At 71.1% G+C, this 19,270-nt stretch carries 16 protein-coding genes; all 16 read left to right on the forward strand.

Annotation, left to right across the window (positions count from 1 at the left end):
- The first annotated feature begins 222 nt into the window (after positions 1–222).
- The 16 genes from ACFWE2_RS06340 to ACFWE2_RS06415 all read left to right on the forward strand — a co-directional run bounded on the left by ACFWE2_RS06340 (position 223) and on the right by ACFWE2_RS06415 (position 19,165).
- Positions 223–1,530 (forward strand): geranylgeranyl reductase family protein, encoded by a 1,308-nt coding sequence (locus ACFWE2_RS06340; RefSeq protein ID WP_377223365.1) that lies wholly within the window; start codon positions 223–225, stop codon positions 1,528–1,530.
- 103 nt (positions 1,531–1,633) lie between these two features.
- Entirely contained in the window at positions 1,634–1,993 is a 360-nt protein-coding gene (locus ACFWE2_RS06345) for an NADH-quinone oxidoreductase subunit A (protein ID WP_020016036.1), read from the forward strand.
- Between the two features lie 77 nt (positions 1,994–2,070).
- Positions 2,071–2,622, forward strand: a complete 552-nt coding sequence (locus tag ACFWE2_RS06350; RefSeq protein WP_377135682.1) for a NuoB/complex I 20 kDa subunit family protein — start codon at positions 2,071–2,073, stop codon at positions 2,620–2,622.
- A complete protein-coding gene (locus tag ACFWE2_RS06355; protein ID WP_377223366.1) occupies positions 2,619–3,383 on the forward strand; it encodes an NADH-quinone oxidoreductase subunit C in 765 nt (254 codons plus the stop codon). The genes ACFWE2_RS06350 and ACFWE2_RS06355 overlap by 4 nt, the downstream gene beginning before the upstream one ends.
- The gene (locus ACFWE2_RS06360; protein ID WP_377223367.1) at positions 3,380–4,735 is read left to right on the forward strand and encodes an NADH-quinone oxidoreductase subunit D; all 1,356 of its coding nucleotides are present in this window, start codon (positions 3,380–3,382) and stop codon (positions 4,733–4,735) included. Before ACFWE2_RS06355 ends, ACFWE2_RS06360 begins: the two co-directional genes overlap by 4 nt.
- On the forward strand, positions 4,732–5,544 hold the full coding sequence (gene nuoE, locus ACFWE2_RS06365) for an NADH-quinone oxidoreductase subunit NuoE (protein WP_377223368.1): 813 nt from the start codon (positions 4,732–4,734) through the stop codon (positions 5,542–5,544). Before ACFWE2_RS06360 ends, nuoE begins: the two co-directional genes overlap by 4 nt.
- A gap of 5 nt (positions 5,545–5,549) precedes the next feature.
- Positions 5,550–6,899: an NADH-quinone oxidoreductase subunit NuoF gene (nuoF, locus tag ACFWE2_RS06370; RefSeq protein ID WP_377223387.1), complete on the forward strand. Its 1,350-nt coding sequence runs from the start codon at positions 5,550–5,552 to the stop codon at positions 6,897–6,899.
- Entirely contained in the window at positions 6,896–9,511 is a 2,616-nt protein-coding gene (locus ACFWE2_RS06375; protein WP_377223369.1) for an NADH-quinone oxidoreductase subunit G, read from the forward strand. Before nuoF ends, ACFWE2_RS06375 begins: the two co-directional genes overlap by 4 nt.
- Complete coding sequence (nuoH, locus tag ACFWE2_RS06380; RefSeq protein ID WP_377223370.1) at positions 9,508–10,827, forward strand: NADH-quinone oxidoreductase subunit NuoH; 1,320 nt, start codon at positions 9,508–9,510, stop codon at positions 10,825–10,827. Before ACFWE2_RS06375 ends, nuoH begins: the two co-directional genes overlap by 4 nt.
- Positions 10,820–11,620, forward strand: a complete 801-nt coding sequence (nuoI, locus tag ACFWE2_RS06385; RefSeq protein ID WP_377223371.1) for an NADH-quinone oxidoreductase subunit NuoI — start codon at positions 10,820–10,822, stop codon at positions 11,618–11,620. The genes nuoH and nuoI overlap by 8 nt, the downstream gene beginning before the upstream one ends.
- A complete protein-coding gene (locus ACFWE2_RS06390) occupies positions 11,617–12,462 on the forward strand; it encodes an NADH-quinone oxidoreductase subunit J (RefSeq protein WP_377223372.1) in 846 nt (281 codons plus the stop codon). Before nuoI ends, ACFWE2_RS06390 begins: the two co-directional genes overlap by 4 nt.
- The gene (gene nuoK, locus ACFWE2_RS06395) at positions 12,462–12,761 is read left to right on the forward strand and encodes an NADH-quinone oxidoreductase subunit NuoK (protein ID WP_116673522.1); all 300 of its coding nucleotides are present in this window, start codon (positions 12,462–12,464) and stop codon (positions 12,759–12,761) included. The genes ACFWE2_RS06390 and nuoK overlap by 1 nt, the downstream gene beginning before the upstream one ends.
- A gap of 20 nt (positions 12,762–12,781) precedes the next feature.
- Positions 12,782–14,707 (forward strand): NADH-quinone oxidoreductase subunit L, encoded by a 1,926-nt coding sequence (nuoL, locus tag ACFWE2_RS06400; protein WP_377223388.1) that lies wholly within the window; start codon positions 12,782–12,784, stop codon positions 14,705–14,707.
- An 11-nt stretch (positions 14,708–14,718) separates the two neighbouring features.
- Positions 14,719–16,302 (forward strand): NADH-quinone oxidoreductase subunit M, encoded by a 1,584-nt coding sequence (locus tag ACFWE2_RS06405; protein WP_377223373.1) that lies wholly within the window; start codon positions 14,719–14,721, stop codon positions 16,300–16,302.
- The gene (nuoN, locus tag ACFWE2_RS06410; RefSeq protein WP_377223374.1) at positions 16,299–18,080 is read left to right on the forward strand and encodes an NADH-quinone oxidoreductase subunit NuoN; all 1,782 of its coding nucleotides are present in this window, start codon (positions 16,299–16,301) and stop codon (positions 18,078–18,080) included. The genes ACFWE2_RS06405 and nuoN overlap by 4 nt, the downstream gene beginning before the upstream one ends.
- Positions 18,077–19,165 (forward strand): polyprenyl synthetase family protein, encoded by a 1,089-nt coding sequence (locus ACFWE2_RS06415; RefSeq protein ID WP_377223375.1) that lies wholly within the window; start codon positions 18,077–18,079, stop codon positions 19,163–19,165. Before nuoN ends, ACFWE2_RS06415 begins: the two co-directional genes overlap by 4 nt.
- Positions 19,166–19,270: the final 105 nt, after the last annotated feature.

Raw genomic sequence — 19,270 nt, forward strand, 5'->3', positions numbered from 1 at the left:
GATCGAGCGTCGGCGAAGTAGAGCCCGTGTCCGGACAGGCGCTCTACTTCGGCGACGAGGGGGTGTGCCAAGTAAGGGGAACCTTCCTACACAATCCCCCCTAAGTGTGGCTAGGGTGTCGGTGTTGTGACAGGGTTCACAAGGGCTTGTCATGAAGCCCTTGCCGAACCCCGCACAACAAGGTCAGCAACGACCAGGAGCGGGTTCCCAACGGGGGTGAACGTGCGAACTTCAAGACGCGACGACGCGGATGTCATCGTGGTGGGCGCCGGGCCGGCCGGCTCGTCCACGGCGCACTGGTGCGCGGCCGCGGGTCTCGACGTCCTGCTCCTGGAAAAGGGTGAGTTTCCGCGCGACAAGATCTGCGGCGACGGCCTGACGCCGCGTGCCGTGGCCGAGCTCGTCCGCATGGGCGTCCCCACGCGCGAGGAGGACGGCTGGATCCGCAACCGCGGCCTGCGCGTCCACGGCGGCGGCCGCTCCTACGAGCTCGACTGGCCCACGCTCACCACCTACCCGGGATACGGCATGGCCCGCGCCCGGATGACGCTGGACCACACCCTGGCCCAGCACGCCCAGGCGAGCGGCGCCAAGCTCCTGCAGCGCACCAAGGTCACCGGCCCGCTCCGGGACGACGACGGCGGGCGCGTGGTCGGCGTCACCGCCCAGCCGCTCGACGCGCGCGGCCGCGCGGAGGGCCCGGCCAAGGAGTTCCGCGCCCCCGTGGTGGTGGCGGCCGACGGCGTCAGCTCGCGCTTCGCGCTCTCCGTCGGACGGGAGCGGCGCGACGACCGGCCCATGGGCACCGCCGTCCGCGCCTACTACCGCACCCCGCGCCACGACGACCCGTTCATGGAGTCGCACCTCGAGCTGTGGGACGGCGAGCCGGGCAAGAGCGACCTGCTGCCGGGCTACGGCTGGATCTTCCCGCTCGGCGACGGCACGGTGAACGTGGGTCTGGGCGCCGTGGCGTCCACCCCGGCGCGGCAGTCGGCGGCGGGCATCGACTACCGCCGGCTCATGGAGACGTGGCTCGAGAAGAGCGCGCCCGAGGGCTGGGACCTGGTGCACGAGCCGGAGCGCGGGCCCATCCGCGGGGCGGCGCTGCCCATGGGCTACAACCGCGGCCCGCTGTACGCGGACGGCGTGCTCCTGGCCGGCGACTCCGCCGGCATGGTGAGCCCGTTCAACGGCGAGGGCATCGCGTACGGGCTGCAGGCCGGCCGGGTCGCGGCCGAGGCGATCAGCCAGGCGCGCCACAAGAGCACCGACGCGGCGCGCGAGGCCACCCTCGGCACGTACGCGGACCGGATGCGCGACGACCTCGGCGGCTACTACACGCTGGGCCGCTGGTTCGTCCGGCTCATCGAGCACCCCGAGATCATGCGGCTCTGCGTCCGGTACGGGCTGCCGCGCAAGGTCGTCATGCAGTTCACGCTCAAGCTCCTGTCCGACTGCTACGAGCCGCACGGCGGCGACTGGATCGACCGCGTCATCGCGGGCCTGACCAGGGTGGTCCCCCGCTCATGAGCAGTCCCACGCAGAGCGGTCCCACGCAGAGCAGTCCCACGCAGAGCGGTCGCACGCAGCGCATCACGCATCCGAAGGGCACGTCGTCCACGAAGGGCACAGCATGAACCCCTACGTACCGATCCTGATCCTCATGGCGATCGGCGCCGTCCTGGCGCTCGGTGGTGTCGCCGCGAGCGCGATCATCGGTCCCAAGCGTTACAACCGGGCCAAGCTCGACTCGTACGAGTGCGGCATCGAGCCGACGCCGCACGCTGTGGGCGGCGGGCGGCTCCCGATCAAGTACTACCTGGTGGCGATGACATTCATCGTCTTCGACATCGAGGTCGTCTTCCTCTACCCGTGGGCCGTGGACTTCACGACGCTCGCGACGTTCGGGCTGGTGGCGATGCTGGCGTTCCTGGCGCTCATCACCGTGCCGTTCGTCTACGAGTGGCGCCGCGGCGGCTTCGACTGGGTCTGAGAGCAAGCGACTTCATGCGCGGCGCCTGACGGCGCGGCGCGGCGACGCCGGGCGGGTCCCGGCAGCAAGGAGGAGACATGGGTGTCGAGGAAGCGCCGTCAGGTTTCCTGCTGACGACGATCGAGGATCTCGCCGGGTACCTGCGCAAGGCTTCGCTGTGGCCGGTCACGTTCGGCCTGGCCTGCTGCGCCATCGAGATGATGGCGGCGGGCGCGTCCCGCTACGACCTGTCGCGGTTCGGCATGGAGGTGTTCCGTGCGTCGCCGCGGCAGGCCGACCTGATGATCGTGGCCGGCCGCGTGAGCCAGAAGATGGCCCCGGTCGTGCGGCAGGTGTACGACCAGATGAGCGAGCCCAAGTGGGTGCTCTCCATGGGTGTGTGCGCGTCGTCGGGCGGCATGTTCAACAACTACGCGATCGTGCAGGGCGTCGACCACGTGGTCCCCGTCGACATCTACCTGCCCGGCTGTCCGCCGCGGCCGGAGATGCTGATCAACGCGATCCTCGGGCTGCACGACCACATCCAGAAGGAGCCGCTGGGCGTGAACCGCATCGAGGCAGCGCGGGCCGCCGAGGCGGCCGCCATGGAGGCGACGCCGACCTTCGAGATGAAGGGTCTGCTGCGATGAGCGACGTCACGCCCGGCGGCGACCAGAAGGTGGTGGCCGAGACGGTCCAGCCGCCCGACGGCGCCGCCACGCTCGAGATCGTCGAGGTCAAGCGCGGCATGTTCGGCGCGGACGGTTCGGGCGACACCTCCGGCTACGGCGGCCTCGTCACGCCGGTCGCGATGCCCGCCGCGTCGGCCCGGCCCTACGGGAGCTGGTTCGACCAGGTGGTCGACGTCCTGGCCGAGGTGCTGACCGACGCCGGTGTGGCGCCCGAGCAGGCCATCGAGAAGGTCGTCGTGGACCTGCACGGCGCCGCGAGCGCCGACGCCCAGCAGGCGGAGCTGACCATCGACGTCGCCCGCGAGCACCTCGTCGCCGTCTGCCAGGCGCTGCGTGACGACCAGGACCTGCGGTTCGAGCTGTCGCTCGGCGTGAGCGGCGTGCACTACCCGCACGACACCGGCCGGGAGCTGCACGCGGTCTACCACCTGGCCTCGATCACGCACTCGCGCCGCCTGCGGCTGGAGGTCGCGGCACCGGACGACGACCCGCACATCCCGTCGACCACGTCCGTGTACCCGTCGAACGACTGGCACGAGCGCGAGACGTTCGACTTCTTCGGGATCGTCTTCGACGGTCACCCCGCCCTGACCCGGATCGAGATGCCGGACGACTGGGTGGGCCATCCGCAGCGCAAGGACTACCCGCTCGGCGGCATCCCCGTCGAGTACAAGGGGGCCACGGTGCCCCCGCCGGACACGAGGAGGAGCTACTCATGAGCGCTCCCACTGCGGCCCCCCACGCCACCCGGCCCGCCGGGAACGAGGACATGTCCTCCACCGTGCGCGCGTTCGAGGCGTACGGCGACGGCGACTGGGACGACATCGCGCGCGAGGCGATCGGCGAGGAGCGGATCGTCGTCAACATGGGCCCCCAGCACCCGTCGACGCACGGGGTGCTGCGCCTGATGCTGGAGATCGACGGCGAGACCGTCACCGAGGCCCGCGCCGGCATCGGCTACCTGCACACGGGCATCGAGAAGAACATGGAGTTCCGCACCTGGACGCAGGGCACCACGTTCTGCACCCGCATGGACTACGTGGCGCCCCTGTTCCAGGAGGCCGCGTACTGCCTCGCGGTCGAGAAGCTGCTGGGCATCACCGACGACGTGCCCGAGCGTGCCTCCGTGATCCGGGTGCTGATGATGGAGCTCAACCGGATCTCGTCCCACCTGGTCTGCCTCGGCACCGGCGGCAACGAGATGGGCGCCACGACCGTGATGACCGTCGCGTTCACCGCTCGCGAGGAGATCCTGCGCCTGTTCGAGGCAGTGACCGGCCTGCGCATGAACCACGCGTACATCCGCCCCGGTGGCGTGGCCGTCGACACGCCGGAGGGTTTCACCACCCAGGCCCGCGACGCGCTGAAGAAGGTGCGCGGCTATCTCAAGCAGCTCGGCGACCTCATGCTCGCCAACCCCATCTTCAAGGCCCGCCTGACCGACGTCGGCGTGCTGAACCTCACCGGCTGCATGGCGCTCGCGATCACCGGGCCCGTGCTGCGCTCCACCGGCCTGCCGTACGACGTCCGCAAGGACAACCCGTACTGCGGCTACGAGACGTACGACTTCGACGTCCCGACGGCGAAGGGTGCCGACTGCTACGACCGCGTGGTGCTTCGCGTCGAGGAGTGCTACCAGTCGCTGAAGATCATCGAGCAGACGCTGGAGCGGCTCGACCGCACCGAGGGCGAACCCGTCATGGTCGCCGACAAGAAGATCGCGTGGCCCGCCCAGCTCGCGGTCGGCGGTGACGGCCAGGGCAACTCGCTGGAGCACATCAAGAAGATCATGGGCACCTCCATGGAGGCCCTGATCCACCACTTCAAGCTGGTCACGGAGGGCTTCCGCGTCCCTGTCGGCCAGGCCTGGCAGACCGTGGAGCACCCGCGCGGCGAGCTCGGCGTGCACGTCGTGTCCGACGGCGGCACCCGGCCCTACCGCGCGCACTTCCGCGACCCCTCGTTCAACAACCTCCAGGGCGTGTCCGTGATGTGCGAGGGCGGCCAGGTGGCCGACGTCGTGGTCGCCGTCGCCTCCCTGGACCCCGTGCTGGGAGGTGTGGACCGATGACCGCAGAACCAGTCGAGACCAGGACCCGCTACGACGCCGAGACCCTGGCCACGCTGACCACCGACGCCACCGCCATCATGGCGCGCTACCCCGACCCCCGGTCCGGGCTGCTGCCGATGCTGCACCTCGTGCAGTCCGTCGACGGCTACGTCAGCCGCGACGGCATCCTGTTCTGCGCCGAGATGCTCGGCATCACGGCCGCGGAGGTCTCCGCCGTCGCGACCTTCTACACCCAGTACAAGCGGCACCCGAACGGCACCTACACCGTGGGCGTGTGCACCAACACGCTCTGCGCGGTCATGGGCGGCGACGCGATCTTCGACGAGCTGAGCGAGCACCTCGGCGTCGGCCACGACGAGACCACCGAGGACGGCGCGATCACCCTCGAACGGGTCGAGTGCAACGCGGCCTGCGACTACGCGCCCGTCGTGATGGTCAACTGGGAGTTCTTCGACAACCAGACGCCCGAGACGGCGACGGCGCTCGCGGACAAGCTCCGCCTCGGCGAGGACGTCGTGCCGACCCGCGGCGCCGCGTCGGTGTGCTCGTTCAAGCAGATGAGCCGGGTCCTGGCGGGGTTCAGCGACGGCCGCGCCGACGAGGGTGTCGGCGCGGGTGCGCCGACCCTCGCGGGGCTGCGGATCGCCCGCGAGAACGACTGGCGGGCGCCGGACGGTGCCCCCGCGACGACCGACCGGCCGGGCGAGACGATCACGGGTGAGCCGGGCTCTTCGGCGGAGCGCAAGCCCGTGACGCCGTCGGACACCCAGGTCGGCAAGGACAAGAAGCCAGGGGAGGACGCGAAGTGACTTCCATCGCGACGCTGACGCCGGTACTGACCGACACGTGGGACAAGGACCGGTCCTGGCGCCTGGCCACCTACGAGCGTGCCGGCGGCTACGCGGGCCTGAAGAAGGCCCTGAAGACCGCCCCCGCCGACCTGGTGCAGGCGGTCAAGGACTCCGGCCTGCGGGGGCGCGGCGGCGCGGGCTTCCCCACGGGCATGAAGTGGGGCTTCCTGCCTCCGCCCGACGGCGGCCCGCGCTACCTGGTCGTCAACGCGGACGAGTCCGAGCCGGGCACCTGCAAGGACATCCCGCTCATGCTCGCCAGCCCGCAGCACCTGATCGAGGGCGTCGCGGTCACCAGCTATGCGATCGGCTGCGACCACGCGTTCATCTACGTGCGCGGCGAGGTGCTGCACGTCTACCGGCGGCTGCTGAACGCCGTCGAGGAGGCGTACAAGGCGGGCTACCTGGGCAAGAACATCCAGGGTTCCGGCTTCGACCTCGACGTCACGGTGCACGCCGGGGCCGGCGCGTACATCTGCGGCGAGGAGACGGCGCTGCTCGACTCGCTGGAGGGCCTGCGCGGCCAGCCGCGGCTCAAGCCGCCGTTCCCCGCCGTCGCCGGCCTGTACGCGCGGCCTACCGTGGTGAACAACGTGGAGTCCATCGCCTCCGTCCCCGCCATCGTGGCAAGGGGTGCCGACTGGTTCTCCTCGATGGGCACCGAGAAGTCCCAGGGGCACGGCCTGTTCTCCCTCTCGGGGCACGTCACGACGCCCGGCCAGTACGAGGCGCCGCTCGGCATCACGCTGCGCGAGCTGCTCGACCTGGCCGGCGGCGTCCGCGAGGGGCACGAGCTGAAGTTCTGGACCCCGGGCGGGTCGTCGACGCCGATCTTCACCGCCGACCACCTCGACGTCCCGCTCGACTACGAGTCGGTGGGCGCGGCGGGCTCGATGCTCGGCACGCGCGCGCTGCAGATCTTCGACGAGACGGTGTGCGTGGTCCGGGCGACGAGCCGGTGGACCGACTTCTACGCGCACGAGTCGTGCGGCAAGTGCACCCCGTGCCGCGAGGGCACGTACTGGCTCAAGCAGGTGCTGCACCGCATCGAGGCGGGCGAGGGCCAGGACGGCGACCTCGAGCTGCTGCTCGACCTGTGCGACAACATCCTGGGCAAGGCGTTCTGCGCGCTGGGCGACGGCGCCGTCTCGCCGATCACCTCCAGCATCAAGCTGTTCCGCGAGGAGTACCAGGCGCACATCGACGGCCACGGCTGCCCGTTCGACCCGAGCGCCTCCGCACTCTTCCCCTACACCCCCAAGACACGGACACCGGCGGCCCTCGCGGGCGCCGGCGCCGGAGGTCACCGATGACCGTCACCACCAACAACCCGAAGACCGAGGCCGTACCGGCCGACCTGGTCACCTTCACCATCGACGGAACCGAGGTCAGCGTCCCCAAGGGCACGCTGATCATCCGGGCCGCCGAGCAGGCAGGCATCCAGATCCCGCGGTTCTGCGACCACCCGCTCCTCGCGCCCGCCGGCGCCTGCCGGCAGTGCCTCGTCGAGGTCGCCATGCCGGACCGCGAGGGCAACGTTCGGCCCATGCCGAAGCCGCAGGCGTCCTGCACCATGACGGTCGCGCCCGGCATGGTCGTCAAGACGCAGCACACCTCCGCCGTCGCGGACAAGGCGCAGCAGGGGGTCATGGAGCTGCTGCTCATGAACCACCCGCTGGACTGCCCGGTCTGCGACAAGGGCGGCGAGTGCCCCCTGCAGAACCAGGCGATGTCGAACGGCCGCACCGACACGCGGTTCGTCGACGTCAAGCGCACGTTCCCCAAGCCGATCGCCCTGTCCACGCAGATCCTGCTCGACCGGGAACGTTGCGTGCTGTGCCAGCGCTGCACCCGGTTCAGCGAGGAGATCGCCGGGGACGCGTTCATCGCGCTCCAGGACCGCGGTGCGCACCAGCAGATCGGCCGGTTCGACGAGGGCGTGCTCGGGTTCGCGGGCGAGCCCGTGGGTCCGGTGGACCGCCCGGTAGGGGAGGCCACCACGGACACCTCCGGGCGGCCGTTCTCCTCCTACTACTCCGGCAACACCGTGCAGATCTGCCCGGTGGGCGCGCTGACCGGGGCGGGCTACCGCTTCCGGTCGCGTCCGTTCGACCTGGTCAGCACGGAGAGCATCGCCGAGCACGACTCCTGCGGCTCCGCGATCCGCATCGACCACCGCCGCGGCCAGGTGCTGCGCCGGCTCTCGGGCGAGGACCCGGTGGTCAACGAGGAGTGGATCACGGACAAGGACCGCTTCGCGTTCACCTGGCAGTCGGCGGCCGACCGCATCACCACGCCGCTCGTCCGCGAGAACGGCGAGCTCCGTCCCGCGTCCTGGGTGGAGGCTCTCGAGGTCGCGGCCGCTGGGCTGGCCAGGGCCAGGCAGAGCGGCGGCGTCGGCGTGCTGCCGGGCGGCAGGCTCACCGTCGAGGACGCCTTCGCCTGGTCCCGCTTCGCGCGGACGGCGCTCGGCACCAACGACGTCGACCAGCGTTCGCGCGTGCACTCCGCCGAGGAGGAAGCATTCCTGGCGCACGTCGTCGCCGGCTCGGGCGTCGGGGTCACGTTCGGCGACCTGGAGCAGGCACCCGCGGTGCTGCTCGTCGGCCTGGAGGCCGAGGAGGAGGCGGGCGTCACGTTCCTGCGGCTGCGCAAGGCAGCCCGGGCCGGCTCGAAGGTCTTCTCCGTCGCTCCCTACGCGACGCGCGGCCTGGCCCGCCTGAACGGCACGCTCCTGCCTGCCGCACCCGGCACGGAGGCCGAGTGGCTGACGAGCCTGACCACCACCCTGGGTGGCGGCCTGTCCCCGGCGGACGCACCGACGTCCGACATCGACACCAGTGCGCTGGCCCAGCCGGGCGCCGTGATCCTCGTGGGCGAGCGCCTCGCGGGCTCACGCGGCGCGTACGCGGCCGCCGTCGGCCTCGCCGAGGCGACGGGCGCGCGGCTCGCGTGGATCCCGCGCCGCGCGGGTGAGCGCGGCGGCGTGGAGGCCGGCCTGCTGCCCGGCCTGCTGCCGGGCGGTCGCCCGGTGGCGGACGCCGCGGCACGCGCCCAGGTCGCCGAGGCCTGGGGCGCCGAGATCCCGGAAACCCCGGGCCGCGACACCGCAGGCATCCTCGCGGCGCTGGCCGACGGCTCGCTGGGCGGCGCGCTCGTCGGCGGCGTCGAGCTCGCCGACCTGCCCGACCCGGCCGCCGCACGCGCGGCGCTCGACGCGGCCGGGTTCCTGGTGAGCCTGGAGGTGCGCGCATCGGAGGTGACCGAGCGGGCCGACGTCGTGCTCCCGGTCGCGCCCCCCGTGGAGCGTGCGGGCTCGTACTGGAACTGGGAGGGCCGCGTGCGGTCCTTCGGCGCGGCGCTCGAGTCGAGCGCCCTGCCCGACCACCGCGTGCTGCACGTGCTGGCCCAGCACCTGGGTGTCGACCTGCAGGCGGCGTCGCCGGCCGAGGCCCACCTCTCCATCGCCATGACGCAGCACAGCGCCTGGACGGGCGACCGCCTGACGGTCCAGGCCGGCGCGCCGGCCGCACCGCCCACCGTCGGCTTCGGCCAGGCGGTGCTCGCCACCTGGCGGCTCCAGCTCGACGCGGGTCGTGGCCAGGACGGTGAGCAGTTCCTCGCCGGCACGGCCAAGCAGGCAGTCGCCCGCATGTCCGCCGCCACCGCGGCGGGCTTCGGTGTGGCCGACGGCGACCGGGTCGCCGTCAGCACGAAGCGCGGCGCCGTCGAGGTGCCCGCCGTGGTCACCGACGGGATGGTCGACGGCGTCGTGTGGCTGCCGCTCAACAGTGCCACGTGCCGCGTGCACGACACGCTCGGTGCGTCGGCCGGCGACCTCGTCACCGTTACCGCCCACGTGTCAGACGCACAGGTCACCCCGGTGACCCACGCGTCTGACAACTCGGAAAGGGGTGGGCGATGAGCCCCCTTGTTGCCGCTGCGGCACCCGGCATCGCCGCCGACTTCTCGCAGGAGACCATCTGGGCCTCCATCGTGAAGGCCGTGTTCATCGTGGTGTTCCTGCTGACCAGCGTGCTGTTCGCGATCTGGTTCGAGCGCAAGGTCGTGGCCCGCATGCAGGTGCGCCCCGGGCCCAACTGGCACGGGCCGTTCGGCCTGCTGCAGTCGCTCGCCGACGCCATGAAGCTCCTCCTCAAGGAGGACATGACGGTCACCCGGGCCGACCGGTTCGTGTACCTGCTGGCGCCGATGATCTCGGTGTTCTGCTCGCTGCTCGTGTTCGCCGTCATCCCGTTCGGGCCGAGCCTGCCCTTCCCGTGGACCGACTGGACGACGCCGGCGCAGCTCACCGACTTCCCCGTCGCGGTCCTGTACGTGCTGGCCGCCGCGTCGCTCGGCGTCTACGGCATCGTGCTGGGCGGCTGGGCCTCCGGCTCCACCTACCCGCTGCTCGGCTCGGTCCGGTCCACGGCACAGGTCATCAGCTACGAGCTCGCGATGGGCCTGTCGCTGGTGAGCGTGTTCATCATGGCGGGGTCGATGTCGACCTCGCAGATCGTGGACAGCCAGACGCAGATCTGGTGGTTCATCCCGCTCGCGCCCGCGTTCGTGATCTACGTGATCTCGATGATCGGCGAGACCAACCGCCTGCCGTTCGACCTCCCCGAGGCCGAGGGCGAGCTGGTCTCCGGCTACATGACCGAGTACTCGTCGATGAAGTTCGCCTGGTTCTTCCTGGCGGAGTACATCAACATGCTCAACGTCTCGGCCGTCTGCGTGACCCTGTTCCTCGGCGGCTGGCGTGCGCCGGTGCCCGACGGGTTCCTGGGCGGCGCGCTCAACGAGGGCTGGCTGCCCATTCTCTGGTTCCTCGTGAAGCTCTGGGCCGTCATGTTCTTCTTCGTGTGGGTGCGCGGCACGCTGCTGCGCCTGCGCTACGACCAGTTCATGGTGTTCGGCTGGAAGGTCCTCATCCCGGTCGCGCTCGCCTGGGTGGTCGTGCTCGCCGTCGTGCAGTGGCTGCAGCGCATCCAGGGCGTCACCTACCAGCAGTTCATCCCCGTGATCGTCGGAGGCGCCGTCGTCTTCATAGCGGTCATGTGGTTCTGGCCGGAGAAGAAGGAAGCGCCACCGGGCGCAGGCAAGGGCGCCGGCGCGGGTGCCGGCGCCGAGAAGGAGACCGTCGACGCCTTCGCCGGCGGGTTCCCGGTGCCGCCGCTGCCCGGCGAGAAGCTGCCCCCGTCCAAGCGGTTCGGAAAGGAGGTCCACGGTGAGTGAACGACAGGACTATCAGCCCCTGCGGCCGCAGCCGGGGCCCATCGGGGAGATGTTCGCCCCGGTCGCGGGCTTCGGTGTGACGCTGTCGTCGATGTTCAAGCCGACGGTCACCGAGCAGTACCCGCGCGAGAAGGTGACCCCGCAGCGCCGGTTCCACGGCAGGCACCAGCTCAACCGGTACGCCGACGGGCTGGAGAAGTGCATCGGCTGCGAGCTGTGCGCGTGGGCGTGCCCGGCGGACGCGATCTACGTGGAGGGTGCGTCCAACGCGGCCCTGCCGCAGAACGCGGGCCTGGACGTGAACGCGGACGACTCCCACGGGGCCCACATGAGCCCCGGCGAGCGGTACGGCGCCGTCTACCAGATCAACTACCTGCGCTGCATCTTCTGCGGGCTGTGCATCGAGGCCTGCCCGACGCGCGCGCTGACGATGACCAACGACTTCGAGCTGGCCGGCAAGACGCGCGCCGGCATGATCTTCGAGAAGCAGGACCTCCTGGCCCCGCTCTCCGAGGGCATGCTGGCCGCGCCGCACCCGATGGTCGAGGGCACCACCGACACGAACTACTACAGCGGTGACGTCCTCGGCCCGACGGCGGCGCAGGTCGACTGGGTCCGCGAGCGGCGGCCGGACGACCCGACGCTGGACGCGGCAGAGGCGGTGGCGACGGGCAAGGCCCCTGCGCCGACGCCGAGGAAGCACGAGCTGCGCCCGGACGAGGGTCCTGGCGTGGCCGAGAAGTCGGCCGGCGCCGCAGCTGTCGGTTCCGTGCGGAACGGGGTGACCGCGTGACCCCCACCGGCCTCGAGATCTCGGGCGGCGAGACGGTCCTCTTCTGGGCGACCGCGCCCCTCATGGTCCTCGCCGCGCTCGGCCTGCTGTTCGTGAAGCGGGCGGTGCATGCGGCGATGTGCCTCGTGTTCGTCATGGTCAGCATGGCGATCCTGTACATCGCGCAGGAGGCGCCGTTCCTCGGTGTCGTCCAGGTGGTGGTGTACACGGGCGCCGTGATGATGCTGTTCCTGTTCGTGCTGATGCTGGTCGGCGTCGACGCGTCCGACTCGCTCACGGAGACCATCAGGGGCCAGCGCTGGATCGGCCTGCTCATCGGCATCGGCCTCGCGGCGATCCTTGGCGGTGTCGTGGCGAACGCCACGTTCCCGCCCGCCGTCGGCCTGAACGGCGGCGACCCGGGCGGGGTCGCCAACCCGCAGGCGCTGGCGCGCGTGCTGTTCGGCGACTACGTGCTGGCCATGGAGGCGGTGGGCGTCCTGCTCGTGACCGCGGCGGTCGGCGCGCTGGTGCTGACGCACCGGCGCCGGCTCACACCGAAGCAGACCCAGGCCTCGGTCGCCGAGGCCCGGGTCAGGGCGCTGCCCGACGGCGTGGTGCTCACGCCGCTGCCGCCGCCCGGCGTCTACGCCCGGTCGAACGCCATGGACACGCCGGCGCTCGGCCCCGACGGCGAGCAGGTGCCGCAGTCGGTGTCGCGGGTGCTGCGGATCCGCGGGCAGGAGCGGCCCGCACCGCACGGCCCCGCTGTGGTGATCTCGTCGGGCTCGAACCGCGAGAAGTCCGGCTCGACCGGCGGGACGACGGCGAGCGCGACCACCGAGTCGGAGAGGGACGCCTGATGGACATCACCAACTACGTGGTCCTGGCCGCCGTGCTCTTCGCCATCGGGGCGACGACCGTGCTGCTGCGCCGCAACGCGATAGTCGTGTTCATGGGCGTCGAGCTCATGCTCAACGCGACGAACCTCGCCTTCGTCACCTTCGCCAGGCTGCACGGCGACCTGACGGGCCAGGTGCTCGCCTTCTTCGTCATGGTCGTCGCGGCGGCCGAGGTCGTCGTGGGCCTCGCCATCATCGTGACGATCTTCCGTACCCGCCGCTCGGCCTCGGTCGACGACGTCAACCTGCTCAAGGGCTGAAGGGTAGCGACGTGAACGACGTGATCGGGCTCGCCCCCTGGCTGATCGGCCTTCCGCTGATCGGCGCAGCGATCCTGCTGCTGGGTGGCAAGGCCACCGACCGCTGGGGCCACTGGCTCGGGGTGCTGGCCTCCGCCGCCTCCGCCGCGGTGGGTTTCATCCTGATGTTCCGCATGATCGGCACGGCGCCCGAGGAACGCTCCGTCGACCACCACCTGTGGACCTGGTTGTCCGCGGGTGGCCTGGACGTGGACCTCGGCATCCGGCTGGACCCGCTGTCCATGACCTTCGTGATGCTCGTGACCTTCGTGGGCACGCTCATCCACGTGTACTCGGTCGCCTACATGGACCACGACCCGCACCGGCGCCGGTTCTTCGGGTACCTGAACCTGTTCGTCGCGGCCATGCTGACGCTGGTCCTCGCCGACTCCTACCTCCTGCTCTTCGTGGGCTGGGAGGGTGTTGGCCTCGCGTCCTACCTGCTCATCGGGTTCTGGGACACGGGGCGGCCCTCCGCCCGGGAGAACGCGGTGGCGGCGAAGAAGGCGTTCGTGATGAACCGGATCGGCGACATGGGGCTCATCGCCGCCATGGCGCTGCTGTTCGCGAACACCGGTGCGCTGGACTTCGCCACCACCCTGTCCGACGACGCCGTCGGCTCGCTCTCCCAGGGCACGGCCACCGCCATCGGCCTGTGCCTCCTGCTCGCCGCGTGCGGCAAGTCGGCGCAGTTCCCGCTGCAGGCCTGGCTGGGTGACGCGATGGCCGGCCCGACGCCGGTGTCCGCGCTCATCCACGCCGCCACGATGGTCACCGCCGGCGTGTACCTCATGGTGCGCTCCGGCCCGATCCTCGAGGCGGCGCCGACGGCGCAGCTCGTCGTGGTGATCGTCGGTGCGGTGACCCTGCTGTTCGGTGCGATCGTCGGTACCGCGAAGGACGACATCAAGAAGGCGCTGGCCGCCTCGACGATGTCCCAGATCGGCTACATGATGCTCGCCGCGGGCCTCGGCCCGGCCGGATACGCGTTCGCGATCTTCCACCTGCTCACGCACGGCTTCTTCAAGGCCGGGCTGTTCCTCGGTGCGGGCTCCGTGATGCACGCGATGGGGGACCAGACCGACATGCGGCGCTTCGGCGGGCTGTCGCGGTTCCTGCCCATCACCTGGATCACCATGGGCCTGGGCTGGCTGGCGATCCTCGGTATCCCGCCGTTCTCCGGCTTCTGGTCGAAGGACGGGATCATCGAGGCGGCCTTCATGCCCGTCGAGGGCCAGCCGTGGCGGGCCTGGGTGTTCGGGTCGGTGGCGGTGCTCGGCGCCGCGATCACCGCGTTCTACATGACCCGCCTGTTCTTCATGACGTTCGGCGGACGCCGTCCGCGCTGGACCGAGAACCAGCACCCGCACGAGGGCTCGCCGCTGATGTGGTGGCCCCTGGTGTTCCTCGGCGTCGGCTCGGCCGCGCTGGGCCTGGTGCTCGGCATAGGCGGCGCGTTCGTCACCTGGCTGGAGCCGGTGGTCGGGCACGCGGAGCATCACGAGCCGGTGCTGCCGGTCCCGGTGATCATCGGGACCACGCTCGTGGTCGTCGTGCTCGGTGCGCTGCTCGCGTTCCGGATGTACGCCGTCCAGCTCGTCCCCGAGGAGGCGCCGCGCGGCTCCTTCCTGACCCGGGCGGCCCGCAGGGACCTGTACCAGGACGCCGCCAACGAGACGCTGGTGCTGCTGCCCGCGCACGGGGTGGCCCGCCTGGTCCAGGTCGGCGACCGTGACGTCGTCGACCGCGGCTGGAGCGTCCTGCCCCAGACCGTGTCGTGGTTCGGCGCGGTGTTCCGGAAGGCGCAGAGCGGCTACGTCCGCTCGTACGCGGCGGGCATGGCGGGCGGCGTCCTCGTGATCGCCGCCGTCGCCTGGCTCGTGTCGGGCCTCGGTGGTGCCCAGTGATCGGAGGAGAGATGTTTCCCTGGCTGACCGCGCTCATCGCGTGGCCGCTGGTCGGCGCGGCCGTGGTGGGCCTCAGCGCGCTCGGCCGCTCCCGCACGGGCCCGGCGAGCGCTGGCGTGGGCCTCGCCCGGCCGATCGCGCTCGTGTTCTCGCTGGTCGAGGTGGCCCTGCTCGTCGGTACGTTCCTCGCGTTCGACCCGGGCGCCGCCGCCGAGCACCAGCTCGGTGCGACCTACGCGTGGATCCCGCAGATCGGCGTCTCGTACGCCGTGGCCGTCGACGGTGTCGGCCTGCTGCTCGTCGCGCTGGCAGTGGTCCTCGTGCCGCTGGTGCTGCTCGCCGCCTGGACGGAGCAGGGACGGGACGAGGTGCGCCTGCGCAGGTTCGTCGGCCTCGTGCTGCTGCTCGAGGCGTTCATGGTGGCGGTGTTCTGCGCCCGTGACGTGTTCCTGTTCTACGTGCTGTTCGAGGCCATGCTGATCCCCGCCTACTTCCTGATCGGCGGGTTCGGGCAGGGTGCGGGACGGCGCAAGGCGGCCGTCAAGTTCCTGATGTTCAGCCTGGGCGGCGGGCTCATCATGCTCGCGGCGGTGATCGCGCTGTACTTCCTCGGCGTCGGTGCCGGCGTGGACCCGAGCCGGGCGTTCCTCGTGGACGAGCTCGTCGCGGTCGATCTGGGCACCACGGCGGAGCGCCTGATGTTCGTCGGGTTCTTCATCGCGTTCGCGATCAAGGCCCCCATGGTCCCGGTGCACAGCTGGCTGCCCGACGTCGCGGGCAACGCCACCCCCGGCACGTCGACCCTCCTGATCTGTGTCCTGGACAAGGTCGGCACCTTCGGGATGCTGACCCTGTGCCTGCCGCTGTTCCCGGAGGCGTCCCGCTGGGCCGCGCCGTTCGTGGTCGCGCTCGCCGTGATCTCGGTGCTCTACGGCGCGATCATGGCAATCATGCAGACCGACCTGCTGCGGCTCGTCGGCTGGACGTCGGTGAGCCACTTCGGCTTCATCATCCTTGGCATCTTCACCTTCACACCGCTGGGCACGGCCGGGTCGAGCTTCATGATGCTCAACCACGGCCTGGCCACCGGCGCGCTGTTCCTCGTGGCCGGGTTCCTCGTGTCCAGGCACCCGGAGAAGTCGCAGAAGATCGCGGCCTACGGCGGCCTGCGGTCGGTCACCCCGGTGCTCGCCGGGACGTTCCTGGTGGCAGGGCTCGCGACGCTGTCGCTGCCCGGCCTCGCGACGTTCGTCAGCGAGATCATGGTGCTGATCGGCGCGTTCGGCGGCTCGCCCGCCGGTTCGGCGGCCTGGGCCGTCGCTGCGATCCCCGGCGTGGTGCTCGCGGCGGTGTACGTGCTGCTGACCTACCAGAAGATCTTCACGGGAGCACCGGCCGCTGGGCTCGAGGCCCTGCCCGACCTCGGGACGCGTGAGCGCATCGTCGCGGCACCGCTCGTCGTCGGGCTGCTGGTGCTCGGCCTTGTCCCGGGCCTGGCCCTGACCTACGTGAACGCGCCGGCCGAGCAGTCGGTGGCCCTCACGACGGTCGATCAACCGGCGGATGCCGCCACGCAGATGGGGAGCGACCAGTGACCGAGTTCGTGGCACCCGAGATCGACTGGCTCGCCCTCGCACCGCTCCTCGTGGTGCTGGGTGCGGGTGTGGTCGGCGTGCTCGTCGAGGCGTTCGTGCCTGCCGGCGCCCGCCGTGTGACCCAGATAGTGCTGACGCTGGCCGCACTGGCGGGCGGGTTCGCGTTCGTCGCGGTCCTCTGGCCGCAGATCGTGGCGCAGCCCGTGCAGGTGGTCGGGGGCAGCCTGACGCTGACACCCTTCGCGCTCGGCGCGCAGGGCATCATCGCCGTGCTGGCCTTCCTCGGCGTGCTCGTGGTGGCCGACCGCACGGCCACCGGGCAGGACGCGTTCGCGCCGGCGGCCTCGGCGGTGCCGGGTACCTCGTACGAGGACCTGGCCCGGCGCTCCGGGCTGGAGCAGACCGAGATCTACCCGCTGCTGCTGTTCGCGACGGGCGGCATGATGCTCTTCGCCTCCACCGACGACCTGATCGTCATGTTCATCGCGCTGGAGGTGCTGTCGCTCCCGCTGTACGTCCTGTGCGCGACGGCGCGCCGGCGTCGGCTCCTGTCGCAGGAGGCGGCGGCCAAGTACTTCCTGCTGGGCGCGTTCGCCTCGGCGCTGTTCATCTTCGGCGTCGCGCTGATCTACGGGTTCGCCGGCACGGTGCGCCTGCTGGAGATCGCCCAGGCCGTGCAGCAGGGCGGCCTGCCGCTCGAGGGTCTGAGCGTGCTGCTCGTCGCGGGCGTCCTGCTCGTCGTGGTCGGCCTGCTGTTCAAGGTCGGCGCCGTGCCGTTCCACGCGTGGACGCCCGATGTCTACACCGGCGCCCCGACGCCGATCACCGGCTTCATGGCCGCCTGCACCAAGGTGGCGGCCGTCGCGGCGCTCGTCGAGGTGCTGTACCGGATCTCGATCGGCGTGCAGGCGGTGGACCCGGGGATCATGCGGCAGCTCCAGATCGTGATCGTCGTCGTCGCCGTGCTGACGATGGCCGTCGGTACGGTCATCGGGTCCGTCCAGACCGACGTGAAGCGCCTGCTGGCCTACTCGTCGATCGCCCACGCGGGCTTCCTGCTGGTGGGCATCGCGGGCTTCAACCCGCAGGTGCAGTCGACCACGCTGTTCTACCTGCTCGCGTACGGCATCGCGACGATCGGCGCGTTCGGCGTCGTCACGCTGGTGCGGGAGCGGCGGATCACGCCAGGGACGGGTGAGGACAACGGCCCGGTGGGCGACGACGGCGTCGTGCTCGGCGAGGCGACGGAGATCAAGCAGTGGGCCGGGCTGGGCCGCAAGGCCCCGTGGCTCACCGCCGCCTTCGCGCTGTTCCTGCTTTCGATGGCGGGCATCCCGCTCACCGCGGGGTTCATCGCCAAGTTCGGTGCGTTCACCGGGGCGACGGCCGGCGGCCTGTGGTGGCTCGCGGTCCTCGGTGTGCTCGCGTCCGTTGTCGCCGTCGCGTTCTACCTGCGGCTCCTGGTCGTCATGGTGTTCCAGCGCGCGGAGGACGAGCCCGCCCAGTCGCAGGTCGCGCTCGTCGAGACCGCGCCAGGAACCGAGCCCGGCGAGGCCGAGGTCTCCACCAGCGGCACCGCCGTGACCGGCGGAACCGCCGCGGCCACGCTGACCAAGGTCCAGGTCACGACCGCGCAGCGCGTCGTGGTGACGGTGGTCCGGTCCCGTGGACCGGCCGCCGTCGCCATCGCCGTGTGCGCGATCGCGACAGTGATTCTCGGCGTTTTCCCGTCCCCGGTTCTCTCTCTGGTGGAACAGGCAAGTAAGTTCGTGCCGTGACCTCCGCACCGCTGCCGCCCCAGACGACGACGGGTACCTCCGCGTCGGCTTCTCCGGCCGCTCCGTCGAACCTGCCCGACCCGACCGCGCTCGGCCTGCCGATCTCCGACCCGGAGCTCGCGTCCCGCCTCGCGGAGCGGCTGACGGGGGTCGACGACGCGCTCCTCGAGGCCGTCGCCAGCGCGGACAAGCTGGCCGACGGCGCCTCGCGGCACCTCATCGACGCGGGCGGCAAGCGGTTCCGTCCCCTGCTCACCCTGCTGACGGGTGAGCTGGGTGACGGTGCCGCGCCCGGCATCGTCGACGCGGCGGTCGTGGTCGAGCTGACGCAGGTCGCCTCGCTGTACCACGACGACGTCATGGACTCCGCGCCGATGCGCCGCGGGGCGCCGTCGGCCCACATGGTGTGGGGCAACTCGGTGGCGATCCTCGTGGGCGACATGCTGTTCGCGCGGGCGTCCGCGCGCGTAGCGGAGCTGGGCCCCGAGGCGGTGATCCTGCAGTCCAGGACCTTCGAGCGGATGTGTCTGGGGCAGCTCCACGAGACCATGGGCCCCGACGACGGCGAGGACGCCGTGGCCCACTACCTCCAGGTGCTGAGCGACAAGACGGCGTCGCTGCTGTCGGCGTCGGCCCGCCTGGGCGCCATGCTCGCCGGTGCGCCGAAGGAGCAGATCGAGGCCGTTGGTGCGTACGGCGAGAAGGTGGGCGTCGCCTTCCAGCTCGCCGACGACGTGCTCGACGTCGCGTCGTCCGGTGAGACCTCCGGCAAGACGCCGGGGACCGACCTGCGCGAGCACGTGCCGACCATGCCCGTGCTGCTGCTGCGCCAGCACGTCGCGTCGGACGCCGCTACCGACGACGACCGGGACCTGCTCGCCGCGCTCGACGGCGACCTGTCGTCCGACGAGGCGCTGGCGGCCGCGCTGGAGCGGCTGCGCGCGCACACCGTGCTGGCGGAGACGCGGGAGCTGGCCGTGCAGTGGGCGCGTGCCGCCTCGGCCGAGCTGGCACCGCTGCCGGAGGGGCCGGTCAAGGACTCGCTGGAACAGTTCGCGCAGGTGCTGGCGGACCGGGCGGTCTGACCGAGGGCGACCATGCAGTTGCTGCCAGGATCGTTCCTGGCCTGGCAGCAGGTGCATGGTCTTTTTCGCTTGCACCTGGGCGCAATACTCCTGACACGTAGCAGA

The organism is Promicromonospora sp. NPDC060271 (assembly GCF_042726755.1).
Lineage (GTDB): Bacteria > Actinomycetota > Actinomycetes > Actinomycetales > Cellulomonadaceae > Promicromonospora.